Raw genomic sequence first — 23,384 nt, 5'->3', positions numbered from 1 at the left:
AATGGGTTTACAATGTGGTATAGTAGGTTTGCCGAATGTGGGTAAATCGACACTTTTTAATTGCTTATCAAACGCTAAGGCACAAGCGGCTAACTTTCCGTTTTGTACCATTGAGCCAAACGTGGGTGTAATTACGGTGCCGGATGAGCGCTTAACAAAGCTTACCGAAATAGTACAGCCAAAATCAATTGTACCAAACGTTATAGAGATAGTTGATATTGCCGGCCTTGTTAAGGGGGCCAGCAAAGGCGAAGGTTTAGGTAACCAGTTTTTGGCCAATATTCGCGCTACCAATGCTATCATCCACGTATTACGTTGCTTTGATAACGATAATGTGATCCATGTTGATGGCTCGGTTGACCCAATCCGCGACAAAGAAATCATTGATACTGAACTGCAGCTAAAGGACCTTGAATCTATTGAGAAAAAGATCCAGAAAGTTGAAAAGATGGCCAAAACCGGCGGCGACAAAGAGGCTAAAAAAACCTTTGATGTTTTAACCGTTTATAAAAATCACCTGCTGGAAGGTAAGTCGGCCCGTACTGCACCTGTTGAGGAAGAAGATAAAGAATATGTAGCCGACCTTTGGCTGCTTACCGCCAAACCGGTATTATATGTTTGTAATGTTGATGAAGGTTCGGTAAGTACCGGTAATGCTTATGTTGAAAAAGTAAAAGCAGCCGTTAAAGATGAAAATGCCGAAGTGCTGATCATTTCAGCTCAGATTGAATCTGAAATTTCACAACTGGAAACCTATGAAGAGCGCCAGATGTTTTTGGATGATCTGGGTCTTGCCGAATCAGGTGTTAACAAACTGATTAAAGCGGCATACAGGCTATTAAACCTGGCTACCTACTTTACTGCCGGTGTGCAGGAAGTTCGTGCCTGGACTATTACTCAGGGTTTCACCGCGCCACAGGCGGCGGGTGTGATCCATACCGATTTTGAAAAAGGCTTTATCCGTGCCGAAGTAATTAAATACGAAGATTTTGTGAAATTCAACGGCTCTGAAGCTGTCATCAAAGAGAACGGCAAGCTGGGCGTTGAAGGTAAAACCTATATTGTGCAGGACGGAGACATTATGCACTTCAGGTTTAACGTTTAGGGAATAGACCCAAGACGGCAAGAGTCAGGAATTAAGAATTTAGAGTCAAGACAAAATTTAGAGTTAAGACAATAAGATACAAGAGCCAGGAATGAGATCTAATCCATTTCTGGCTCTTTTTATGTCTTAACTCTTGACTCATGATTTCTTGACTCTATTTCTCGTCCTGATTCTTAAGTCTTGACTTCTCGCTTCTGTTTTTTCTTGTCTCTTGACTCTTGCTGTCTTGACTCTATTTTCTTGATTTCTTGACTCTCCCCCAGCGGCTACACCGCCGACGGCGCTACCCCATAAGCTTTTTTAAAGGCGAAGGAAAAGTGGGAGAGATCTTTAAAGCCCACATCCATGTACACGTCCGATACTTTGTGCTTCTTTTCTTTGATCAGGAAGTAGGCATCCTTTAATCGTTGCTGCTGGATCCACCGGTTGGGTGATATATTAAAGATCCGTTCAAAATCACGCTTAAAAGTAGCCAGGCTGCGGCCGGTTAAGTAAGCAAAGCGGTTCAAGTCTACATTAAAACGATAGTTTTGAGTCATGAAAGCCTCCAGGTCTATTTTGCCGGGTTCACTGAAATCAAAGAGGATATTTTTGAGTTCGGGGTTTGTTTCCAGCAAAATCATTACAGCTTCCTTAACCTTGTGCAGGGTAAGTGCCGGGCTAATTTCGTCGCCGGTTTTATCCATATAAGGACTTAACGATGTAATGTAATTGTTGAAAAGCTCGTTTGGTCTCAGAAACAAAGCGCTTTCGCCTGAATACTGGCCATCTGCATGCAAATCAAGTTCGGCACTCATACTTTGCAGGGTAGTCTGATCCATACCAATAGTGATGGTTTTAAATTCGCCGCCTGCGGGTGGATGCTTTACAAATTTAGCCAATTCGTTCCGCTTCAGAAAACGGTAATCGCCTTGTTTAAAATAATAGTTTTTACCGTTGACATAAAGCTCCGAATCGCCGGAGAGGATATAGCCGAATACATGGTCGGCAATAAATTGCTCGCCAGCTCGGCTTACTTGCGAGTAACAGGAATAAAGTATCCGCGGCGACGTTTTTGTATTTGGCACAGGCATGTTGTTCAAATTTAATAATAAAGAAAGACTTACGAAGTTTCAAGAGCTTCGTAAGTCTGATATATCCCGGGGAACATGTCCCCACAACCGAAATTATATTATGCTTTTTGAGCGGTTATTGATTTCCCAAATTCTGTATTCAGAAAATCTTCCGCTTCGGCATGATCAGTTGAAGTTGTAACAGGGAGCCATTTTTCAAATTCGGCCTTGCGTGCTTCGTCGGCTGCTTTTAATAAGCCGGCGGCTTCACTGCCTAATATAAGGTGTATAGGAGGCTCCGGATGTTCAACTATATCAACCATTGCTTTCGCTGCTTTTTTGGGGTCGCCCACAGGAATAAATTTGCCGCTCGATAAATAATCGGCACGCGCGTCAACCGTTTGTTCATAGCCTTCAACCTTTGGTGCATAGCTCATGGAATCACCAGCCCAATCGGTACGGAAACCTCCCGGCTCAACGCTGGTAACCAGTATGCCAAGTGGCTTTACTTCTTTAGCTAAAGCTTCAGTGAAGCCGCTAAGACCAAACTTAGCTGCCTGGTACATGCTTAAACCTGCATTGCCAACGCGACCACCAACCGAGCTAATCTGCAAAATACGGCCCGAGCGTTGCTTGCGCATATAGGGCAAAACCGCACGGGTGATCTCGATGGGGGCATATAAATTCGTTTCCAGTTGACTGCGTACCTGCTCATCAGTAAACGCTTCGGCTGCACCAATGATCCCGAAACCGGCATTGTTTACCAATACATCAATTTTGCCAAAGTGGGCTACCGCGTCGGCAACGGCTTTATATACTGCCGGGTAATCGGTAACATCTAATTTTATCGGATATACCTGACCGGGATATTGATCAGCCAGATTTTTCAATTGTTCGGGGTTACGTGCTGTTGCTGCAACATTATCGCCTGCTGCTAAAACTGCTTCTGTAAGGCTGCGGCCTAATCCGCGGGCGCTGCCTGTTATAAACCATACTTTTTTCATAGTGTTATCTTTCTTTTTGATAACACAAAGTTAGGTTGAAAGGCGGCGCGGCGTTTTGTTAAAAAGCTCAAGTTGCTTTGTTGAAAAGGTCGAGCTACAGGTTTTGGTCGTCAGGTATCGGATAAAGAAGTTATATTAGTAGATAGAGAAAGAATAATAAATGATATGGTATCTAAACAGTTAGAATATATTGATAACGGTCGTGAAGGGTACGTTATTTATAGGGATGGAGATATTAAGTTGCAGTTTCTGTACGAGTTAGCTGCCGGCAGGCACGTTGCATTAGTATATATTCCGACAACGGAAAGTTGGTTTGAAAAAACAGGGATACCTACTAATAACCGGCATCAGGTAATTGAATTTATAGCCCGCCAGGTAATAAAAGATCGGGCACCCGATGCGACTTATGAATTATATGATGATTGTATAAGTCTGTTACAAGAAACCGATTAGTAAACTATAAGCTCTTAATGTTGATAATAATAATTGCCCCAATATGCGAGCGGGTTCATTAGCTCGTTTTATCAGGGCAATCCCAAAATCCTACAAATCACGGTTAAAAGAAGCTGCTCATCTTATCCATATATTCCTCAATAGGCATCGAGCTGCGCATGTTCATTAGCATGTTGCCCATATCACCTATCACCGTACGGAACTTGTTGTTTTTGCCGGTGGCAAGATCATCAATAGCATTAACAATCAACATCGGATCATCCAGCTGCGATTCATCACGTGAGCCCATCAGGTTTTGTAGTTTGTTGGTAAGTTCATCGTACGCAGTTATATCCGGGTTTTGGTTCCAAACTACGCTTTCAACAAAGTTGTTTCCTTTTGATCCGCCTTGCTCTATCAGTCTTAAATGAATATTAAGCGGTTTTAGTTCGTAATATAGTCCTTCTGTAAGGCCTTCTAATGCAAATTTCGACATGTTGTACAGTGAGCCAAGTGGTACGGCCGAAGTGATACCCATAAAAGAGCTGATGTTGATGAACATACCTCCTTCGTTTTCCCTGAAATGAGGCAGGAAGGCACGGATGATATTAATAGGACCGCGGGCATTTACCGCAAACTGCCAGTCGATATCTTCTTCTTTGGCAAGTTCCAGTGCACCGTAAGTACCCATACCTGCATTGTTCACCACAACATCAATTTTACCGAAAGCGGCTATCGCTTGTTCTGTTGCTGTTTTTACCTGTTCAAGGTTGGTTACATCCAGTTTAAATATTTTGATATTAGGATATTGTGTTAGTTCGGTTTCCTTTTCGGGTGTACGCATGGTGGCGGCTACATTCCAGCCTTGTTGTGCAAAATGTTTAGCGGTTAATTTGCCCAGTCCGCTGCTTGTTCCGGTTATAAAAACTGTTTTTGACATGGTATTTTATTTTTTGATGCAAAAGTATGTTATAATTGGTATAATTTTGTAACCAGTTACACAGAGTATACCAGTATGGAAGAGGGAATAACGTCATACCAACGTAATCATGCCGATGAGCGGCAGGCTTTACAAGACACCATGTATGTTATTGGCGGTAAATGGACGCTGCCAATCATTAATTCTATTTGCAACGGAAACAAACGTTTCAGAGAAATTGAGCGGAGCATCCCCGGCATCACCACGCGCATGTTATCGCGCGAGCTGAAAACCATGGAGATGAACAAACTTGTTAAACGTACGGTGACCCCAACTTCGCCGGTTTTAATTGAGTACGAATCGACAGAGTACTGCCGGAGTTTTGGCGGCATCATTTTGGAGATGATAAAATGGGGCAAGGAGCATAGGGAAATGTTGAGGAAGGCTGGTAAGCAGTAGTTGTTAATCCCCATTGTAAAAGTTAAGATATCTTTAACGGTCATCCGCTATAAAAAACTATTTTCACCCGGTAATGAAACATTATACCCAATTAACCTGCAAAGGCCTTTTCCTTTTGGTTTTTATATTTTTAATTGCACCGGCTTTGGCACAGAAAAAGCAATTGCCCAATATTATTTTTGTACTGGCCGATGATATGGGGTACTCTGATTTGAGTTGTTATGGTAACCCGGTGATCCGCACGCCATTTTTAGATAAGATGGCGCAAAAAGGGGTGAGGGCAACCAATTATGTAGTGAGCAGCCCAACCTGTACGCCATCAAGGGCTTCATTACTTACGGGGCGTTATGCTTCAAGGATGAACCTGCCGGCACCGATAGGCCCCGGTTCAAAGCTTGGTATCCCCGATCAGGAAATTACCATTGCCGAAATGCTGAAACAAATTGGCTATAAAACTGCCATGATTGGTAAATGGCACCTTGGCGATCATGCGGCTTATAACCACCCTATGGCGCAGGGTTTTGATTCGTATTATGGCTTGCTGTATAGTCACGATTATCGGTCGCCTTATGTGAAAACGGATACCACAATTAAAGTATTCCGAAACCATAAGCCCGAGATCTTAAAACCTGCCGATTCATCGCTGATAGAGTTGTATCAACGGGAAGCCATCCATTTTATTAAGGAACGAAAAAAGAATGATAAACCCTTCTTTTTGTACCTGGCTCATAATATGCCGCATTTACCGGTAGCCTTTGCATCATCGGCGAAAAATAAAAACAGAAGCGATGGCGGTCATTTAGGTGATGTAGTTGAACAGCTTGATGAAAGCCTTGGCCAGGTTTGGGCAGAGCTTGAAAAGCAGGGACTGGCTGATAATACAATATTCATGTTTTCGAGCGATAATGGTCCATGGGTAGATTTTCCTGACCGGATGCTTGGCGATAGTGCCACTAAACATTGGGATGCAGGTACCGCCGGTGTATTTCGCGGCAGCAAGGGATTAACATATGAAGGCGGGGTACGTGAGCCATTCATTGTTTACTGGAAAAATCATACTGCGGTTGGCGCAAGCATCACCAGCATGATGAGTAACCTGGATGTGTTGCCTACACTTGCCAATTGGACTGGTGCCCCGCTGCCGAAAGGCCGTACCTTGGATGGGCAGTCGATAGCTGATGTATTAACTGGCAAAGTGCCTAAACATCCCGAACACAGACCTATTTACTATTATAACAACAGCGTTTGCGAGGCTGTGCGCCTTGGCGACTGGAAGTATCGTGAAGTAAAGGCAAATAACAATGTTGGTGGCGTAGCAGGTTCGCCGCTACCTGCAAAAACCGAACTGTTTAACCTGGCTTATGACCCCAGCGAACGTACCAATGTTATAAATGAATACCCTGAAATGGCTCAAAAGCTAAAAGCTCTTTTTGACCAATATCCGGGTATGAAGGAGAATTAGAATATAATTAAACGCTTAATAAAACCATGTCATTGAGGAGCGGAATGGGAAAGAGCTCGGGTGCGACGTGGCAATCGCATGCTATACAGGGCCGATATGCTTCCGTGCGATAGCCATGCTGCGCTCGCAATGACATGGTTATATATTGTCCTTAACTCTCCCTTATCGTCGTCTTATCCTCCAAAGCCATTTTAGCGATTTCATCTTTTCGTTTAAAGCTTACGCCTTTGTGCTGTTGTATGTATTTGATCAACTCATTGGAGGCCTTAACCATTTGCGGGGTACCGCCAATACGGTCGTGGAAACTGATTGACATTTGGCGGCGTTTAAATTCAGCCTCGGCATAAAGCTGGTCGAACTCCATTTTTACCTGTGTGAGGAATTGATCTGCCGAGAAATTTTTGCCTTCAATCAGCACAATATCGTTGTTGCGGATGGTATAAGGTACCACCACAAAATCTTTTTGATTTATGGGGATGATAAAAGGCTCATCGCGGCTCAAATCGTCAATATGGTATACAAAACCAAGTTCCTGTAATATTTTCAGCGTGTTTTCGCCGCGGCGCAGCCAATTGGCGTTGTAGCCTACCGGAGTAAAACCGGTTACTTTTTTAATGGCATCGGCGCCATCTTTTATAAACTGCTTTTCCTGTTCATAGGGCATGGTGTATTGCGTGGCCCAATTCATGCCATGTGCTGCAGCTTCGTGTCCACGGTCCACAATTTCTTTAGCTAAGGAGGGGTTTTTAAGTACAGCCGAACCAACCATGTGCGACGTTACTTTAATGCCCAGTTTATCCCAGTTATCCAGCATACGGGGAATCCCTTCTTTATAACCGTATTGAAACCAGGTTGCACCGGGCAGATCGATATAGCCTTTTTGCATATTCTGCGGAAACGGGCTCTCGGCATTATCCGGCTGACCACCGGCCTCAAACTGCATGGATATAGAAACCACCAGCCTTGAACCATCGGCCCATTTTGAGGTATTAAAGTTATTTACCGGTGTGTTTTGTTTAGCCGATGCCAAATTACTGCCCACAAGGCCGGCCAACCCTAAAAGTCCGCCTTGTTTTACAAAATCTCTTCTTGAGCTCATGATCTTATTTATTAAAGAAAAGGTTATCTAATGAATAGGTATTGTTAGCCGAAAACTGAAGCAGTACGGCGAAGAAAGCAGCATGGATCAGCTGTGAAGGAAGGATCTCCCAGTTCTCGATCAAACAGCTGCCAAATATTAACAGGATCATTACCAGACTGCCGCCAATTAAAGCAGGTTTAGTAAATAAGCCCGATAAAAGCAATATACCTATAATAAATTCGGCAATTGGTAACAGGTAACTAAAGGGTGTTACCATAGCTTTGGGCAGCATTGACTTTTCAAAAGTGCCAACCATCCATTGGCTGAAACCATTTAGTTTAGGTAAGCGGACCAGGCCGTGACCAAACATACTGGCTCCGACGGCCAGTCTTAGTATTACAAATGTTAAATCGTTCATGATGTGTTTGTTTTGATAAGTCAAAGTTCTGTATAATCGGTGCCTGCGCCTTGTACATTCAGGGGGATGATCTGTAACTTTACGGGTATGGAAACCAAGAACCTGTACAGGCCTTATGAACTGGAGTTGCTCGAAACAAACCAGTACACAGCCAAACCGCACCGCAATACTTTTTTTGAAATGGTATTTACGCTGGAAGGTAAGGGGATCCAGATCATTAACGGGCATGAACTGCCTTATGCCTCGGATAAGTTCTTTTTGATTTTTCCGGAAGATCACCACGGCTTTGAGGTGCACGAGCTAACCCGCTTTTACTTCATCCGCTTTACTGATAGCTACCTGAAAACACAAAGCGAAAAGTGGGTTAAAAAAATGGAATACATTTTTCATAACCATAACCATTTGCCTGGTTGTATTTTGAAAACTGTTACCGATAAGCCGCTGGTAAGGGCGCTGATAGAGGCTTTACAACGAGAAACATCAAACGAGTTTCCTCAGCATAATGAGGTAGTTGAGCAATTGATGAATACCATTATAACCATTGCCGCCCGCAATATCACGCTACAGCAGCATGCCAATATTTTAAAACAGCCTTCAACAACTACGTTGCCGCTACTTAACTATATCCACGAATATATTTACCAGCCCGACCGCCTCAAGGCCGAGTGTATAGCCTCCTCATTTAACTTTTCGCCAAACTACATCAGCGAATATTTTAAGAAAACCACCGGCGAAAGCTTACAGCAGTACATTACCAGCTATAAGCTGAAATTGATAGAAACCCGCCTGCAATACACCGATAAACGCATGAGCGAAATAGCCTATGAGTTTGGTTTTACCGATGAAAGCCACCTGAATAGGATTTTTAAAAAGTATAAAAGGGAGAACCCTACGGCGTTTAGGAAAAGGTATGCGGAAATGAATAGATGAAACAAAAAGAGACTTGAAACTTGCAAGTCTCTTTTGTGCTCCCGACGAGATTCGAACTCATATCGATGGTACCGGAAACCATAATTCTATCCATTGAACTACGGGAGCAGACAGGGGCAAAGATATAAAATTGATTTAAACCAAAAGCATTGTTTGATATATTAACGCGTATGAAATAATCCCCGGTTTAATAACGATTGTTATCGATACCGGCGCTACGTAAACGTTTACGTAAATAAAAAGTACACCGCCATCGCCAATTAAATTGAAAGTTTAATAGTTTAGGTGTTTAATGTACAATTAAACGCTTCATTGTTCGTAAACTCAATAAGCGATAAACCTGCTTAAATTTTTCTTTTAATAATAACTGATAATGAAAATCTTTCATTTTTTAACGTTGCTTATAACGCCATTTGCGGGTTATGCTCAGCAAAAAGTATTTAACATTACCGATTATGGCGCTAAAGCCGATGGTATTACCAATAACACTGTCAGCATTCAAAAAGCTATTGATAATGCAAGCGAGCAGGGAGGCGGTACGGTATATGTTCCTGCCGGAAAGTTTCTAACGGCTGCTATCAGCCTAAAATCAAATGTCACCCTTAACCTTGCCAAAAATGCTGTATTGCTGGGCAGCGCAAAAAGAATTGATTACGGCGAAGGCCATGCAGCTCCATTGATAGCTGCCAATGGCTTGCAGCATATTGCCATAACAGGTAAAGGGATAATTGACGGAAACGGTGAAGAATTACTGAAAGACCTTTTCGCGATGCTGAAGGCAGGGAAATTAAGAGATTCGTTATGGCAAAAGCAAAACCCATGGGGCCAAACTCAGCCCGAGGAACCTAACCGTCCTAAATTGATCCATTTTTCAAACTGTACCGATGTGCTGATAAAAGGTGTAACCATGAAAAACGGCCTGGTGTGGGTGCAGGATTATACCAAATGCCGCGACCTGGTTATCGATAGCATAAAAGTAGAAAGCAACACGTATTGGAACAACGATGGTATTGATTTGGTTGATTGCCAAAACGTAAAGCTTACCAATAGCTTTTTTAATGCCGATGATGATGGCATCTGCCTCAAATCGAGCGACCGGAACAGTAGCTGTGAAAACATTTATGTAGCAAACTGCACCACCAGGTCAAGTGCAAGCGGTATCAAGTTTGGCACGGCCTCGCGTGGCGGCTTTAAAAAGATAACGATAAAGAATGTGAAAATTTACGATACCTACCGGTCGGCCATTGCGTTGGAATGCGTTGATGGTGGCGTGATGGAAGATATTGATATCAGTAATATCAACGCGGTAAATACTGGCAACGCCATCTTTATTCGCCTTGGTCATCGTAATAGAGATACTGTAATGAGCCGTATCAATGGCATTCGTATCAGTAATGTAACGGTTGATGTGCCTAAGGGTAAACCCGATAAAGGTTACCCGATGGAAGGGCCTTTAGTTAAAGGGGACCATAATATCTTTCCTTCGTCAATTGCGGGCTTGCCGGGGCATCCCGTTAAAAATGTGATCCTCGAAAATATTAAGATAGTGTACCATGGAGATGCCAGCAAAGCTGTGGCAAGTGTTAGCCTCGATTCATTGGCGAAGATCCCCGAGAATCCGCATGATTATCCCGAATTTTCAATGTTTGGTGAATTGCCAGCCTGGGGCTTTTACACGCGCCATGCAGAAGGGGTAACGTTTAAAAATGTAACCCTTAGTTGCCTGGGATATGATTTCAGGGCTGCCGGCGTGTTTGATAATGTGGATGGGTTGACTATTAATGGCCTCAAAATACCACAGGTTAAATCACTGCCGGTGATTGTGTTTAACGGGGTAAGCAAATCTTCGGTTAAAGGCATTCAGATTCCCGGAACAAGTAAAAATAAGATCCTTAAGAGGTAATTCCATTTCACAGTAGGAATCAGCCTTGCTAAATCAATTTAAGGGCTTTTAACGTTGTGCGTGCAGCTTTTAACGTTAGTGTAACTTAATCGTTTACGTAAATAAATATTGCAGTTAATATAAAAGGACCGTTTTTTTTATCAAAATTTAATCATTATAAAACTAAACGGAGCATTGAATTGCAGCTCCAGTAAAACTTAAAGCCGCAATAATTAATTGGATTTTTCTGTGGTATTTGGTTTGGAGCGCAATAAATATCAAGGTGCTTAATATTTAATAAAAGGTTTACAATATGGAAAAGTTAACTGAAAAAGAGATATCGCCATTGCCGAGTCTTGACGTATGGGAAGATGATGTATTGAGCAGGTACCCGGAACCAGGTACCGAAAAGGCCAAAGAGGAGTTTAGGGTTTATAACGACGATGAAAATAACCCGGTGCGGGAGTTTTACAGGCTTAACCATACTTATCAAACCTATGGTAACGTATTGGCCAAAAAGGCCAACTTTTTACAGTTTGATAAAAAAGAGATGCCATGGTGGTCGGCAATGGAATACCTGAACACACTGGTTGATGAATCAGATCCGGATATTTCGCTTGATCAGCTACAGCATTTATTGCAAACATCTGAGGCTATCCGTGCTGATGGCCATCCGGATTGGTTTGTATTAACAGGCTTTATACATGATTTAGGCAAGGTACTTTGCCTTTTTGGCGAACCGCAATGGAATGTAGTGGGCGATACGTTCCCGGTAGGCTGCAAGTTTTCGGATAAGATAGTTTACCCGGAATTTTTTGCCGCAAATCCTGATAGCTACGATGAGCGTTACAATACCAAGTATGGCGTTTATACTCATCAATGCGGGCTCGAAAATGTGCATATGTCATGGGGACATGATGAGTACCTGTACCATATCACCAAAGATTACCTGCCCGAAGAAGCTTTGTACATGATCCGCTATCACTCATTTTACTCACAGCACCGCGAAAAAGCGTATGACCATTTGTTGAATGCGCATGACCAGGAAATGTTTAAATGGGTTGATAAATTTAATCCGTACGATCTGTATTCGAAAAGCCCGAAACCGCCGGTAGTATCGGAGTTAAAACCTTATTATGAGGATTTAATTGCCAAATATCTGCCCGCAACAGTTAAATTGTAATTTAATGGGCGGTAGTTAAGCCCGTTTTTATATATTGGTCATTCCAGTTACCTGTTTAGCCCAGGCTATAAAAAATAAGTTTATAGTCTGGGTCAAGCTTTACAAAAGGCGATAAGCCTCCTACCTGTTACTGAATAAATAATTAATGGCGCTGCTATGGCGTGGCTTCGTTGATTGAAAAATAGTTGTACTTTTAACAATAATTCCTGCCTGTTGATTAAAGAATAAATAAATAATTATCAGTTTTTTATGGATTCAAATGGAGATAAAGATTTAGTGTTTCGCTTACACGATGATGACATCGGTGCATTTGATATGCTTTATCAAAAGTATCATCAGGCTATTTATCGTAACATATTCAAACTCACTAAAGACGATGATATCGCCCGGGATATTTTGCAGGATATTTTTGTGGCTCTATGGGAAAAACGGGCTGATATTAACCCCGATCAATCGGTAAGCGGCTGGTTGTTTGTATTGAGCTTCAATAAATCCATCTCTTATCTACGCAAAAAAGTACGCGAAACGGCTGTTGTTAACACCATGCCTTTTGCCGAAATGGAAACCGATAACGGCGACGTACAGTTAATGGATGAGCAATATTATTTATTACAACAGGCTATTAACCAATTATCGCCGCAGCGAAAAAAGGTATTTACCCTTTGCAAATTGGAAGGGAAAACCTATGAAGAGGCTGCCGAGAAATTGAACCTCTCTAAACATACTGTTAAGGAATACCTCGGACATGCGGTTGTAGCAGTTAAAAACCACATAAAAGAACACCAGGCTGAATGGAAAACCGCAGGAGTTATAATGGTTTGTTATTGGATTGGAACAAATTGATGATGGGGATTTATTTTAAATAATTGCTCCAACTAATTTCTTTCTTCCTACAAACCTGATAACCGAGCCTTGTCCGCTGTGATAGGGCCCTTCATTTAAATAGATTTCCGTTTCCAGAAGTTCTAAAATCTCGTAATTATTAAAATCTCTTTTAATTTCCTCTAAAGAAAATAGTGATTCGATATCTCTCGGACCGCCCATTTTTTCATCTTTTGCAAGGTAGTTAAGGTGGTTTTTACTAAAAGCTTCAAAAATAATAAGCCCTCCGGTATTTAAATATTTATCAAGGGTTTGATGTACAAGTGATTTGATATTAGCAGGGAAGTGCGCATAAATCAAGGCGATCACGTCAAATTGCCCCGCTGTATAGTTGAGTTCCTGCAATTCTCCAACCCGATAATCAATAGCTACCTGTTTTTTTTCTGCAAGTTTCAGGGCTTTCTTTTGACCCTCAATACTAATATCGAATGCGGAAACTGCCCAGCCAAGCCCGGCGGCAAAAACAGCATTGCGCCCTTCGCCTTCTGCAGGGAAAAGAATTTTGCCTGGTTTTAAAAGTGACAGTTGTTGTTGTAAAAAATTATTAGGCTGTTCACCATAGGCAAATTCTTCTTCAGCGTATCGTTGGTCCCATTTTTCTGTCCAGGCATTTTTCATACAAGAGGTAATTATTTAGCTATTTATTGATGATAAAGGTAGTATTTAAGTAAGTTAACACAAGGGCTGCAGTACATTGATGACAATAATGTGGCCGTGAAAAAAAATTAAATGCAGCTTGCTTTTATGAGTTTTTATTTTTCTTAAAAATAATTGTAAACCCATCCCCCCGTTTTAAAGCTCCCGGCGTATTTATATAAAAATAGCTTGTGGAAACTATAGTCAAACGCTTAGAGAGGCTTTATAATACCGAGAATTTAACTCCAGAAGACAGGCGCTGGCTTGCCGAATACCTGCAAGGAGATGTTTCAGAATTATACCTTATAGCGCTTGAAGGTTTCAGTAAGGATGCACTGGAAAAGAAGGTCTCTCTGAGTGGAGAGGCATCTGATCAGATACTTAACAATATCCATCAGCGTATAATTAAGCCTCCGCCCAGAAAGGTGTTTCCTCTTTGGCGTTTGCTGATAAAGCTGGCTGTTGCCGCATCTGTAACCGCTATTTTTTGTGCCGGCTATATCTTCAGAAAACAGTTGGACAACTGGCTGAACCCGGTTCACTACCAGGAAACGGTAGCACTGAATGGCGAAATCAAACTGATTACTTTGCCCGACGGTACAACCATTTGCCTTAATGCCGGCAGTAGTTTAAAGTATCCGGATAAGTTTAAAGAGAAAACGCGAGAGGTTACACTTACAGGCGAGGCTTTCTTTAAAGTGGCGCACGATAGCAGCAAACCGTTTGTCATTCACTCGGGTAAAATTAAAACCACTGTTTTAGGTACCAGCTTTAATGTTAAAGCTTATACCGAAGATAAATCGGTTAAGATCACCGTGGTAAGCGGAAAAGTAGGAGTTGTTCCAACGATCTCAAAACATGTAGCTGTATTACTCACAGCGAATATGCAAATGGTATATAATAAAACCAGCCAAAAACTGATTACCGAAAAAATTGGAGATGCTTCGTCTGTAATCAGCTGGCAGCAGGGCAAGCTGCAATACCATAACACCCCTTTATTTGATGTTTTGGCCGATGTGCAGCGAAAATATAATGTAACAATCAGGGCCGACAAAAATTTACTGAACTGCACGTTATACGCCGATTTTAACAATATGCCGTTAGAAAAAGTATTGAAGCTGACGGAGGCCCTTATAAATGCCCATTTTAAAAAGGCAGGCGATGCTTATACTTTAAAGGGCAAAGGCTGTAATTAATGTACCCGATATACCAATTATAAAAACAAATAAATGTTTGACAACCTAAAAAAATGAAATTGCTATGAGTTAAAACAAGGAAAGAGAAAATGATCCTCCAAAATGGCCGGGCCAGTTTTGGAGGAATAAAATGTAAAGATTTTTTAATGGACCATGCACAGGGCCTCTCACAACCGCAGCACGTTCCAGCTTGACCTATAACACTTTAATATAGCAAAAATATGAAAATAAACATACCCGAAAGAGTCTTTCGAGCCATAACATTTGTTATGAAAATTAATGCGATCATTTTATTAGTAGTCTGTTCCCTGTCAACCATTGCCATGGCTGATAACTCATACGGACAAAGCGTGCTGGAAAAGCCAGTTACCGTTAAATTAAAAAATACCCCTCTTGCTGATGCACTGGAGCGGATTTCGGCCAGTACCGGCGTACGGATCATGTACACCGGGAATAACATTGAAAGCGATGTTAAAGTAACCCTTACAGCTCATAACGAAAAGCTGGAGGCTGTTTTGAAAAAAGTTTTATTAGATAACCAGTTTACTTATACCGAAGTTGAAGGAAGTTTGCTGGTTAAACCCGCCCCAAAGCCACCGGTTGAGAAGAAGATCGAGCTCCCGCCGCCAGTTATCGTTACCGGATCTGTAGTAGATGATAAAGGCCAGCCCTTAATAGGTGTTTCTGTTAAAATAGAAGGCCTTGCAACAGGTGCGGTAACCGATATAGATGGTAAATTCAGGGTGCAGGTTGCCAACGAAAAAGCTGTACTGGTGTTTTCTTACATAGGCTTTGAAACTCAAAAAATAGCCGTAGGCAAACAAACATCTATAAAAGTAATTTTACTGCCTTCGGCAAACTCGTTATCTACCGTTGTAGTAATTGGTTACGGTACTACTACCAAAAAGGAATTGACCAGCGCTATTGCGACTGTAAAAGCCGAGCAATTTAATGCCGGTGTTGTTGCAACTCCTGCCGATTTATTGGAAGGTAAAGTAGCCGGTTTAAATATCACCAACGATGGTAACCCTAATGGTAAAGCTTCGGTAACACTGCGCGGTCCATCTTCAATAAGGGCTGGCGCAGCGTCTGTGCCTTTTTATGTAATTGACGGCGTGCCCGGCGCCGATTTTAACCTATTGGCTCCATCAGATATTGCTTCGATAGATGTGTTGAAGGATGCTTCGGCAGCGGCAATTTACGGAACCAGGGCTACCAATGGTGTAATTATCGTTACTACCAAAAGGGCAAAAGCAGGTCAGTTAAGGATGACTTATAACGGATACGGATCATTTGAGAAAGTATCTAACCAGTTTAAAGTTGCCAGCGCCGACCAGTTAAGGGCCTATGTAAAAGCTAACGGACAAAGTTTTACCCCTGCGAATGACAACGGTGGCAATACCGACTGGCAAAAAGCTGTTGAACGTGGTACAGGTTTCTCTCAAAACCATAACCTGTCTTTTGGCGGCGGTACCGATAAAACTACTTATAACGGAAGCATAAACTACCTGCAAAATCAGGGTATAGTTAAAAGCAGCGATATGAAGCGTGTTATAGGCAGGCTCAATATCACCCAAAAAGCGTTGAATGATAAACTGAAACTGGACTTTTCATTAAGCAATTCGGTAACTAACGCCAATTTGTTAGTTAATGATATCCCGCTGTCATCTGCAAACGGACAAAGCCCCGGCTTGTTTAAATCAATAGTTCAATATTTACCAACACGTACTATTTATAATCCTGATGGTACTTTTTACAACGATCCTACTTTAAAATTAGGTTATAACCCGGTAGGGCTTATTACTAACGATAGCTACAAACAAAAAGTTAACTTGTTGCTGGGTAATATACGCGGTGAGTTGATACTGCCTGCCGGCCTGCTTTACAATTTTAACTTAGCTTACCAGGAAACAAATACCGACAATAATACTTATTACAACTCTGCATCAGAGCTGGCACCTGGCCTCAACGGCAAAGCCATCCGTTCAACTTATGAGGATAACAAAAAGTTGTTTGAAAACTATTTGACCTATGCTCATAAATGGGGCGATAAACATGATTTTAAAGCCCTGTTTGGCTATTCAATAGATCAAACTACCACCGGGAATGGCTTTCAATCAACCAATCAAGGATTTATTTCGGATGCTACGGGTTCAGACAATCTTAGTTTAGGTACGCCTTCCGGGAACTACCGGGTTGATTATGGTAACGTTAACGTCGAAACTTTACGTTTGATATCCTTTTACTCTCGTCTTAATTATAGCTACAGGGGTAAATACCTTTTACAGGCATCTTTACGACGTGACGGTTCAAACGCCTTTGGTACTAATAAACGCTGGGGGTATTTCCCGGCTGCTTCGGCCGCATGGCGGGTTATCGACGAGGGCTTTATGAAATCTCAATCCTTATTTGATGATTTGAAATTGCGCGTTGGCTATGGTAAAACCGGTAACTCATTAGGCTTCTCGCCTTATACGCCCCTCACGCTTTATGGCACTACCGGTAGCTTTTATTACAATAACGCTTATATTGGTGCAATTGGTGTAACTCAAAACCCAAACCCTGATTTGAAATGGGAAAGTACGGCTACGTTAAACGGCGGCGTTGATTTTTCCTTATTTAAAGGACGTTTGGGCGGCTCGGTTGATATCTACAATAAAAAAACAACCGATATGATCACCACGGTACCGGTGTCGCTTATTAACAACTTTGTAAATACAAAAGTTGAAAACGTAGGTAGTATGACCAATAAAGGTGTTGAGATAGCCCTTAACGGAACGCCAATAAAAACAAAAGATTTTACCTGGAGCAGCTATGGCAATATCTCATTTAATAAAAATAAGATCACTGCACTGGCGCCAAACCTTTCAAAAATATATGCAGGCGATCCGGAAGGTCCAGGACAAAGCGGTATCAAAACATCAATCATTGAGGCCGGTTATCCGCTTGGCGAATTTTACACCCTGAAATACCTTGGCCGCACCAATGGTGTATCTACCTTCATGGGTGCTAATGGCCAGCCAACAACAACACCTCAAAGTACCGATCAAACTTATGCAGGCAATGCCCAGCCTACATACACATTTGGTTTTGGTAATGATCTTACCTATAAAAACTTCAGCCTTAACTTCTTTTTCAGGGGACAGGGTGGGAACAAGATCATGAATGCATCATTAGCCAGCTTTAACCAGCCTACCCAGGCTTCGGTACATGGGGTACCTGCTTTAACATTAAGCGAGCCGGGTACCGATGTTAATGCCTATTATTATTCAACACGTTATCTTGAAAGTGGAGCCTTTATCAGGTTAAGTAATGCTACACTGTCTTATAAAATAAACGTTCCGGGTAATTATGTACATGGTATCCGGTTGTATGTTACCGGTACTAATTTATTTATCATCACCAAATACAAAGGCGTTGATCCTGAATTGAACCTGAACATCGATAACCAATTAAGCGGCCAGTTTATCGGGGTAGACAGCAATAATTTTTATCCAAAAACAAGGAGCTTCCTTGCCGGCGTACAAGTTGATTTATAATAGATTTTAACCTAACAGACATGAATAATTTAAAAAGATATATAAAACCTGGCCTCATTGCCATGTTTATAGGAGCAATTTACCTTTCAGGTTGTACTAAATTGGATATCACGCCAAAATCGGCGCTTACGACGGCTAACTTTCCTACTACACCAGCGCAGTATGTAGCTGCTACCGGGCCTATCTATACCTCGTTTCGCGGGGCGCCGGGCAGGCAATACTGGTTGTTGCAAAATTTAAGTACCGATGAATGCGTACTTGTAGCACGTGGTGGTAACTGGCTTGACGGCGGTACCTATTCAACCGTAAACCTGCACACTGTTACGCCTGATAACGGCATGACCGAAACTTGCTGGTCGGGAGGTTACGGAACCATCAGTTTATGTAACCAGGTATTGTCGTTATTGGCGCCTACGCCCGAAAGCGATTCAAAAAAACAAACCATTGCCGAAATTAAAACCATGCGCGCCCTGTCATATTTTTACCTGATGGACCTGTTTGGTAATGTGCCTATCAGCAAAACTTTTGGCGATACCACCAACCTGGGCACCCAGCCAAGGGCGGCAGTGTTTGCATTTATTGAAAGTGAATTGCTTGCCCAGATTCCTGATCTGAGCGGGACAGCAGGGGTAACTACTTATGGTAGGCCGACCAAAGGTTTGGCGTATGCCATACTTGCCAAAATGTATTTGAACGCGCAGTACTATATCGGCACTCCAAGATATCAGGATGCTGTTACTATGTGCGATAACGTTATAAAAAGCGGTCAATATGGTTTAGATGCAGATTATTTAGGCATGTTTAAGCCTAATAACGGCCCGGGTGTTAAAGACTTTATTTTTGCCATACCTTATGACGGCATTTTGGCACAGGGGCAGTATTACGCCCGCTGGACGCTGAACCCTAACCTGAAAAGTAAGTATAAAATGCCGTACACGCCAGATGGGCCGGTGTACACCTACAAGGAGTATTATGCCTTGTTTAATGATGCAAATGATATTCGCAAAAAGCAATTTTTAGTTGGCAAGCAGTACAACAATGATGGCTCTCCAATATTAATCACAACAACTAATATCGGACTGGATGCAAGTTATTCCGGCCCTAAGCCAAATGATATAGTGATCCACCAGTTAGAGTTTACACCTGATATCGTGTGGAAAAACCCGGCAACTTTTGACATCGGTAATGATGAGCTTGCTAACGAAGAAGGTTACAGGAACAATAAGTTTTATCCGGATAGCTTAAGTAATGACCGTAACCAGGGCAATGATGTGCCTATGTTCAGGTATGCTGATATTTTGCTTGAAAAAGCCGAGGCTATTTTACGCGGCGCATCAGCAACCAATGGCGATTCGCCTTTATCATTGGTTAACCAGGTGAGAGCGCGTGCAAAAGCTTCGCCTTTAACTTCGGTAACACTGTCTGATATTTTAGATGAACGGGGCCGCGAATTTTCTATGGAAACGTGGCGTCGTAATGACCTGATCCGCTTTGGTCAGTTTGAGAAAAAATGGGGTATAAAAACAGATGCCGATCCTAATAAACGTATTTTCCCGATCCCAAGACCGGAAATGCAGTTGAACCCGAAACTGGTACAAAATCCGGGTTATTAATTTAGTTCTATTATTTATTTAACAAACGCAGGCCCTAAAAAGCCTGCATTTGTTTTTTTAAACGGGCTTTTAACGATCCTAAAACTCCCTGAATTTTCTCCGGTATTCCATTGGGGTATTGCCGGTAGCTAATTTAAAATACCTGTTAAAATTTGAAAGGTTGTTAAACCCCGAATCGCGGCTGATTGAGTTTATATTTTCATTGGTCTCCCTAATCAGTTTACAGGAGTTTTCTATTCTTACGGTCAGTAAAAAATCAAAGTAGGTTTGGCCGGTACGCAATTTAAAATAATGGCAAAATGCTTTCGGCACCATGTGTATGATGTTTGCTATTTCCTTAAGCTTAATGTCTTTATAAAAATTGTCCATAGTATACAGATAGATTTTTGTCAATCGCACTTCATCTATCCTGTTAAAGATCTTCTTCTCTGTTTCACCGGCCAGGTTTAAGACCCGTTCCCCCTCGGCAATTTTATTTAACAGTTGCAGCAATAACGGAAGTTGTTCATGCTTGGCCGAATTTTCTATTCGACGGATAAAGTCGACCGCAACAGCTTTAGAATTTTCATTGATTAGTAATCCATTTTTGGCGCTATTTAAAAGATTGTTTATCAGGTTGTTTTCTGGTAGCGTCATGAAAGTGCTTCCCAATTTATTAGGATCAAAATGAAGGGTAAGCAGTTGTAGTGGCTTGGGTATTTTACCACTTTTCATGGAGTAATCATAGTAGCGGTTGGTTTCAAATTTGAACATATGAGGTACGTTACAGCCTATGATGATCATAGTATCCCCCGAAACCCTTTTTGAAGTATTTCCTATCGAAAAAGTGCCTTCACCACTTATAATATAAATAAGTTCCAGCTCCGGATGGTTGTGGAAGTTATTGATAGCATGGTAGGTTTTTGCTTCGGCTATTGTAAAAGCTGAATTGTCGACTTTCAGTACTTGCTCGAAGAAATCTTTCATTTTTATACTATAGTGATATAAAAAGTTAAAAATAGGTAATTTGTTATGAATATAGTATTACTTGTTGTGAATATTTAAGCATTGGGCAGTTTGTTAAGCGCCTAACTTCGTTTTATAAAATTTAAGCCATGAAGGAAAAGAAGTTTACTATGAAACTTATTGAAGCTTCGATAAGTGACATTGAGTTAGTAGGAGGTAAAAATGCATCGCTTGGAGAAATGATGCAGAACATATCGCAGTTTGGTATTGATATTCCTGATGGATTTATCATAACAAGTAAGGCTTATTACCAGTTCATTGCAGACAATCAGCTTGATAAAATGATCAGGGATATCCTTGAGGATAAAGATCTGTTCAACTTGCAGGTTCTGTTATCCTGTGGCAGTAAAATACGAAAGCTTATACAAAACGGCCGGTTTTCTGCTGTTATGCAGAATGAGATCCTTGAAGCTTATAAGGATCTGCTGATCCAATATGCAGATAACGCAGCCGACGTTGCAGTCCGCTCATCGGCTACTGCTGAAGACCTGCCCGATGCATCATTTGCAGGCCAGCAGGACACTTATTTAAATATCAGGGGAGAAGAAAGCCTATTAACAGCGATAAAGAATTGTTTTGCCTCATTATTTACCGACAGGGCAATCAGCTACCGGGAATCATTTAATTATGATCACTTTAATGTCGGCCTTTCTGTTTGTGTTCAAAAAATGGTGCGCTCAGATAAAGGCGTTTCGGGGGTTGCGTTTTCGTTAGATACAGAAAGTGGTTTCAAAGATGCCGTAATCATTAACGGATCGTACGGCTTAGGCGAAATGCTGGTACAGGGATCGGTTAATCCCGATGAGTTTATCGTTTATAAGCCACTGCTTGAAAGCGGTTTCAGGCCCATTCTTGAAAAGAAATTAGGCAAAAAGCACATAAAGATGATTTATGGAAACCCGGGGGAGGCAGCTGTAAAAATCATTGACACCCCGGTTGAGGATAGTTCAAGGTTTTGCCTGTCGGATGATCAGATCATCCAATTGAGTAATTGGGTAATTATCATTGAGGCCTATTACACAAAATTAAAAGGCAAATGGTGCCCTATGGATATTGAATGGGCTGTAGACGGGATCAGCGGCCGGTTGTTTATAGTACAGGCAAGGCCCGAAACCATCCACTCCCGCAAGCAAGTAAATCTGCTTACCGAATTTCGCATTAATGATCCGGACAGAGCGGACCGGATCTTGTTGAAAGGGATCGCTGTTGGCGATAAAATAGCGACAGGCAGGGTACATAATCTCTCCGGTATTGGTAAGCAAAATATCCACGAAATCAACTTTTTGCCCGGCGATATCATGGTTACTGATATGACCGACCCTGACTGGGAACCGGTAATGAAAAAAGCATCGGCCATCATCACCAATAAAGGTGGCCGAACCTGCCATGCCGCCATTGTTGCCCGCGAGTTAGGCGTTCCGGCAATAGTTGGCTGCGAATGCGCGACTACCATCCTGAAAACCGGTGATGAAATAACCGCTTCATGTGCCGAAGGAGATGCCGGAATTATTTACAGCGGCATAGTTGCATTTACTAAGCGGGAACATGATCTTAATGACCTGCCTGAAATTGAAACCCCGCTGATGATGAATATCGGATCGCCCGAAATAGCGTTTAATTATGCGCATTATCCAGGAAAAGGTGTAGGCCTTGCCAGGGAAGAATTTATTATCAATAATTATATAAAAATTCACCCGTTGGCCCTGCTCGAACACCGAAACCTGAATGATGCTTCGTTGACCGCCCATATTGAGAAAGCTATGCTGGGTTATGAGAGTGAAGAAGCTTATTTTATTGAAAAGTTATCCTACGGAATAGCCAAGATAGCCGCTGCATTTTATCCCAATAAAGTAATTGTACGTTTCTCGGATTTTAAAACCAATGAATACTATAATATGCCGGGCGGCAAGTATTTCGAACCGAATGAGGAAAATCCAATGATCGGTTGGAGGGGAGCATCCAGGTACTATTCTAAAGTATATAAAGATGCCTTTGGGATGGAGTGTAAAGCTATTAAGAAGGTACGAGAGATGATGGGCCTTGATAATGTGGTGGTGATGATCCCTTTTTGCCGCACAGTGAATGAACTTTCATTGGTATACGAAACCATGAACGAGTATGGCCTGAAACGCGGGGAAAACGGGCTTGAAGTTTATCTGATGGCCGAAGTTCCGTCGAACGTGATCCTGGCCGAACAATTTGCCGATCATGTAGATGGTTTTTCAATTGGCTCCAACGACCTAACCCAGCTTGTACTGGGGCTCGACCGTGATTCGTCTTTAGTGGCGGGCTTATACAACGAGCGTAATGATGCGGTAAAGTTCATGATCTCATCGTTAATAAAAACTGCAAAGAAAAAAGGCGTGAAAGTGGGAATCTGCGGGCAGGGGCCATCAGATTATCCTGATTTTGCCCAGTTCCTGGTAGAAGAAGGGATTGACAGCATCTCCGTTACTCCCGACTCATTTTTTAAAACCGTAATGGCTATCAGGAAAATAGAGGATGAGATTGAAGCGGCAAAACGGCTCTGCCTATCTGCCTGATACGAACGATTTATTAACTAATGCTAAAGCCGCTACTCAATCC

General features: G+C 42.0%; 19 protein-coding genes and 1 tRNA gene. 12 read left to right on the top strand and 8 right to left on the bottom strand.

What is annotated here, in order from left to right:
* Position 1 precedes the first annotated feature (1 nt).
* Positions 2-1,105, top strand: coding sequence for a redox-regulated ATPase YchF (gene ychF, locus BLP33_RS11480; protein ID WP_090528008.1), 1,104 nt, complete (start codon positions 2-4; stop codon positions 1,103-1,105).
* Positions 1,106-1,371: 266 nt separating this feature from the next.
* Here ychF and BLP33_RS11475 read toward each other — a convergent pair whose 3' ends face one another.
* Together BLP33_RS11475 and BLP33_RS11470 are read right to left on the bottom strand one after the other, a co-directional pair.
* The gene (locus BLP33_RS11475) at positions 1,372-2,178 is read right to left on the bottom strand and encodes a helix-turn-helix domain-containing protein (protein WP_090528005.1); all 807 of its coding nucleotides are present in this window, start codon (positions 2,176-2,178) and stop codon (positions 1,372-1,374) included.
* Between the two features lie 98 nt (positions 2,179-2,276).
* Entirely contained in the window at positions 2,277-3,161 is an 885-nt protein-coding gene (locus BLP33_RS11470) for an oxidoreductase (protein ID WP_090528002.1), read from the bottom strand.
* Between the two features lie 165 nt (positions 3,162-3,326).
* Here BLP33_RS11470 and BLP33_RS11465 point away from each other — a divergent pair, with 165 nt between their 5' ends.
* On the top strand, positions 3,327-3,614 hold the full coding sequence (locus BLP33_RS11465; protein WP_090527999.1) for a hypothetical protein: 288 nt from the start codon (positions 3,327-3,329) through the stop codon (positions 3,612-3,614).
* Positions 3,615-3,717: 103 nt separating this feature from the next.
* Here BLP33_RS11465 and BLP33_RS11460 read toward each other — a convergent pair whose 3' ends face one another.
* Positions 3,718-4,533 carry an SDR family oxidoreductase gene (locus tag BLP33_RS11460; protein ID WP_090527996.1) on the bottom strand — a complete coding sequence of 272 codons (816 nt, stop codon included), beginning with the start codon at positions 4,531-4,533 and terminating at the stop codon, positions 3,718-3,720.
* A gap of 75 nt (positions 4,534-4,608) precedes the next feature.
* Here BLP33_RS11460 and BLP33_RS11455 point away from each other — a divergent pair, with 75 nt between their 5' ends.
* Positions 4,609-4,971: a winged helix-turn-helix transcriptional regulator gene (locus BLP33_RS11455; RefSeq protein ID WP_090527994.1), complete on the top strand. Its 363-nt coding sequence runs from the start codon at positions 4,609-4,611 to the stop codon at positions 4,969-4,971.
* Between the two features lie 73 nt (positions 4,972-5,044).
* Positions 5,045-6,433, top strand: a complete 1,389-nt coding sequence (locus tag BLP33_RS11450; protein ID WP_090527991.1) for a sulfatase family protein — start codon at positions 5,045-5,047, stop codon at positions 6,431-6,433.
* Positions 6,434-6,584: 151 nt separating this feature from the next.
* On the opposite strand, the gene BLP33_RS11445 is transcribed toward BLP33_RS11450, so the two are convergent.
* Complete coding sequence (locus BLP33_RS11445) at positions 6,585-7,532, bottom strand: polysaccharide deacetylase family protein (protein ID WP_090527988.1); 948 nt, start codon at positions 7,530-7,532, stop codon at positions 6,585-6,587.
* Positions 7,533-7,536: 4 nt separating this feature from the next.
* Entirely contained in the window at positions 7,537-7,932 is a 396-nt protein-coding gene (locus BLP33_RS11440; RefSeq protein WP_090527985.1) for a DoxX family protein, read from the bottom strand.
* Between the two features lie 87 nt (positions 7,933-8,019).
* On the opposite strand from BLP33_RS11440, the gene BLP33_RS11435 reads away from it, so the two are divergent.
* Positions 8,020-8,862, top strand: coding sequence for a helix-turn-helix domain-containing protein (locus BLP33_RS11435; RefSeq protein ID WP_090527982.1), 843 nt, complete (start codon positions 8,020-8,022; stop codon positions 8,860-8,862).
* 36 nt (positions 8,863-8,898) lie between these two features.
* Here BLP33_RS11435 and BLP33_RS11430 read toward each other — a convergent pair.
* Positions 8,899-8,970: transfer RNA gene (locus BLP33_RS11430), tRNA-Arg, on the bottom strand.
* Between the two features lie 265 nt (positions 8,971-9,235).
* On the opposite strand from BLP33_RS11430, the gene BLP33_RS11425 reads away from it, so the two are divergent.
* The 3 genes from BLP33_RS11425 to BLP33_RS11415 all read left to right on the top strand — a co-directional run bounded on the left by BLP33_RS11425 (position 9,236) and on the right by BLP33_RS11415 (position 12,770).
* On the top strand, positions 9,236-10,765 hold the full coding sequence (locus BLP33_RS11425) for a glycoside hydrolase family 28 protein (protein WP_090527979.1): 1,530 nt from the start codon (positions 9,236-9,238) through the stop codon (positions 10,763-10,765).
* Positions 10,766-11,057: 292 nt separating this feature from the next.
* Positions 11,058-11,927 carry an inositol oxygenase family protein gene (locus BLP33_RS11420; RefSeq protein ID WP_090527975.1) on the top strand — a complete coding sequence of 290 codons (870 nt, stop codon included), beginning with the start codon at positions 11,058-11,060 and terminating at the stop codon, positions 11,925-11,927.
* A 249-nt stretch (positions 11,928-12,176) separates the two neighbouring features.
* Positions 12,177-12,770, top strand: coding sequence for an RNA polymerase sigma factor (locus tag BLP33_RS11415; RefSeq protein WP_090527972.1), 594 nt, complete (start codon positions 12,177-12,179; stop codon positions 12,768-12,770).
* Positions 12,771-12,785: 15 nt separating this feature from the next.
* Here the strand turns inward: BLP33_RS11415 and BLP33_RS11410 are convergent, their stop codons facing one another.
* A complete protein-coding gene (locus BLP33_RS11410) occupies positions 12,786-13,427 on the bottom strand; it encodes a class I SAM-dependent methyltransferase (RefSeq protein ID WP_090527970.1) in 642 nt (213 codons plus the stop codon).
* 209 nt (positions 13,428-13,636) lie between these two features.
* Between BLP33_RS11410 and BLP33_RS11405 the strand changes: the two genes are divergently transcribed.
* From BLP33_RS11405 to BLP33_RS11395, 3 genes are all read left to right on the top strand, one after another.
* Positions 13,637-14,641, top strand: a complete 1,005-nt coding sequence (locus tag BLP33_RS11405; protein WP_090527967.1) for a FecR family protein — start codon at positions 13,637-13,639, stop codon at positions 14,639-14,641.
* A 269-nt stretch (positions 14,642-14,910) separates the two neighbouring features.
* Entirely contained in the window at positions 14,911-18,180 is a 3,270-nt protein-coding gene (locus tag BLP33_RS11400; protein WP_175489996.1) for a SusC/RagA family TonB-linked outer membrane protein, read from the top strand.
* Positions 18,181-18,200: 20 nt separating this feature from the next.
* A complete protein-coding gene (locus BLP33_RS11395) occupies positions 18,201-19,793 on the top strand; it encodes a RagB/SusD family nutrient uptake outer membrane protein (protein WP_090527961.1) in 1,593 nt (530 codons plus the stop codon).
* A gap of 78 nt (positions 19,794-19,871) precedes the next feature.
* Here the strand turns inward: BLP33_RS11395 and BLP33_RS11390 are convergent, their stop codons facing one another.
* Positions 19,872-20,759, bottom strand: coding sequence for an AraC family transcriptional regulator (locus tag BLP33_RS11390; RefSeq protein WP_090527957.1), 888 nt, complete (start codon positions 20,757-20,759; stop codon positions 19,872-19,874).
* Between the two features lie 128 nt (positions 20,760-20,887).
* On the opposite strand from BLP33_RS11390, the gene ppsA reads away from it, so the two are divergent.
* Positions 20,888-23,341: a phosphoenolpyruvate synthase gene (ppsA, locus tag BLP33_RS11385; protein ID WP_090527953.1), complete on the top strand. Its 2,454-nt coding sequence runs from the start codon at positions 20,888-20,890 to the stop codon at positions 23,339-23,341.
* The last annotated feature ends 43 nt before the right edge of the window (positions 23,342-23,384 follow it).

This window comes from Mucilaginibacter sp. NFR10, from assembly GCF_900100445.1.
Lineage (GTDB): Bacteria > Bacteroidota > Bacteroidia > Sphingobacteriales > Sphingobacteriaceae > Mucilaginibacter > Mucilaginibacter rubeus.
This window is presented reverse-complemented; position numbering and strand designations above follow the sequence as displayed.

Excerpts from the sequence above, each read along its gene's own strand:
- BLP33_RS11420 (WP_090527975.1), top strand. The coding sequence starts at position 11,058 with ATGGAAAAGTTAACTGAAAAAGAGATATCGCCATTGCCGAGTCTTGAC.
- BLP33_RS11440 (WP_090527985.1), bottom strand. The coding sequence starts at position 7,932 with ATGAACGATTTAACATTTGTAATACTAAGACTGGCCGTCGGAGCCAGT.
- ppsA (WP_090527953.1), top strand. The coding sequence starts at position 20,888 with ATGAAGGAAAAGAAGTTTACTATGAAACTTATTGAAGCTTCGATAAGT.
- BLP33_RS11415 (WP_090527972.1), top strand. The coding sequence starts at position 12,177 with ATGGATTCAAATGGAGATAAAGATTTAGTGTTTCGCTTACACGATGAT.
- BLP33_RS11425 (WP_090527979.1), top strand. The coding sequence starts at position 9,236 with ATGAAAATCTTTCATTTTTTAACGTTGCTTATAACGCCATTTGCGGGT.
- BLP33_RS11460 (WP_090527996.1), bottom strand. The coding sequence starts at position 4,533 with ATGTCAAAAACAGTTTTTATAACCGGAACAAGCAGCGGACTGGGCAAA.
- BLP33_RS11455 (WP_090527994.1), top strand. The coding sequence starts at position 4,609 with ATGGAAGAGGGAATAACGTCATACCAACGTAATCATGCCGATGAGCGG.
- BLP33_RS11470 (WP_090528002.1), bottom strand. The coding sequence starts at position 3,161 with ATGAAAAAAGTATGGTTTATAACAGGCAGCGCCCGCGGATTAGGCCGC.
- BLP33_RS11435 (WP_090527982.1), top strand. The coding sequence starts at position 8,020 with ATGGAAACCAAGAACCTGTACAGGCCTTATGAACTGGAGTTGCTCGAA.
- ychF (WP_090528008.1), top strand. The coding sequence starts at position 2 with ATGGGTTTACAATGTGGTATAGTAGGTTTGCCGAATGTGGGTAAATCG.
- BLP33_RS11410 (WP_090527970.1), bottom strand. The coding sequence starts at position 13,427 with ATGAAAAATGCCTGGACAGAAAAATGGGACCAACGATACGCTGAAGAA.
- BLP33_RS11390 (WP_090527957.1), bottom strand. The coding sequence starts at position 20,759 with ATGAAAGATTTCTTCGAGCAAGTACTGAAAGTCGACAATTCAGCTTTT.
- BLP33_RS11395 (WP_090527961.1), top strand. The coding sequence starts at position 18,201 with ATGAATAATTTAAAAAGATATATAAAACCTGGCCTCATTGCCATGTTT.
- BLP33_RS11450 (WP_090527991.1), top strand. The coding sequence starts at position 5,045 with ATGAAACATTATACCCAATTAACCTGCAAAGGCCTTTTCCTTTTGGTT.
- BLP33_RS11445 (WP_090527988.1), bottom strand. The coding sequence starts at position 7,532 with ATGAGCTCAAGAAGAGATTTTGTAAAACAAGGCGGACTTTTAGGGTTG.
- BLP33_RS11400 (WP_175489996.1), top strand. The coding sequence starts at position 14,911 with ATGAAAATTAATGCGATCATTTTATTAGTAGTCTGTTCCCTGTCAACC.
- BLP33_RS11465 (WP_090527999.1), top strand. The coding sequence starts at position 3,327 with ATGGTATCTAAACAGTTAGAATATATTGATAACGGTCGTGAAGGGTAC.
- BLP33_RS11475 (WP_090528005.1), bottom strand. The coding sequence starts at position 2,178 with ATGCCTGTGCCAAATACAAAAACGTCGCCGCGGATACTTTATTCCTGT.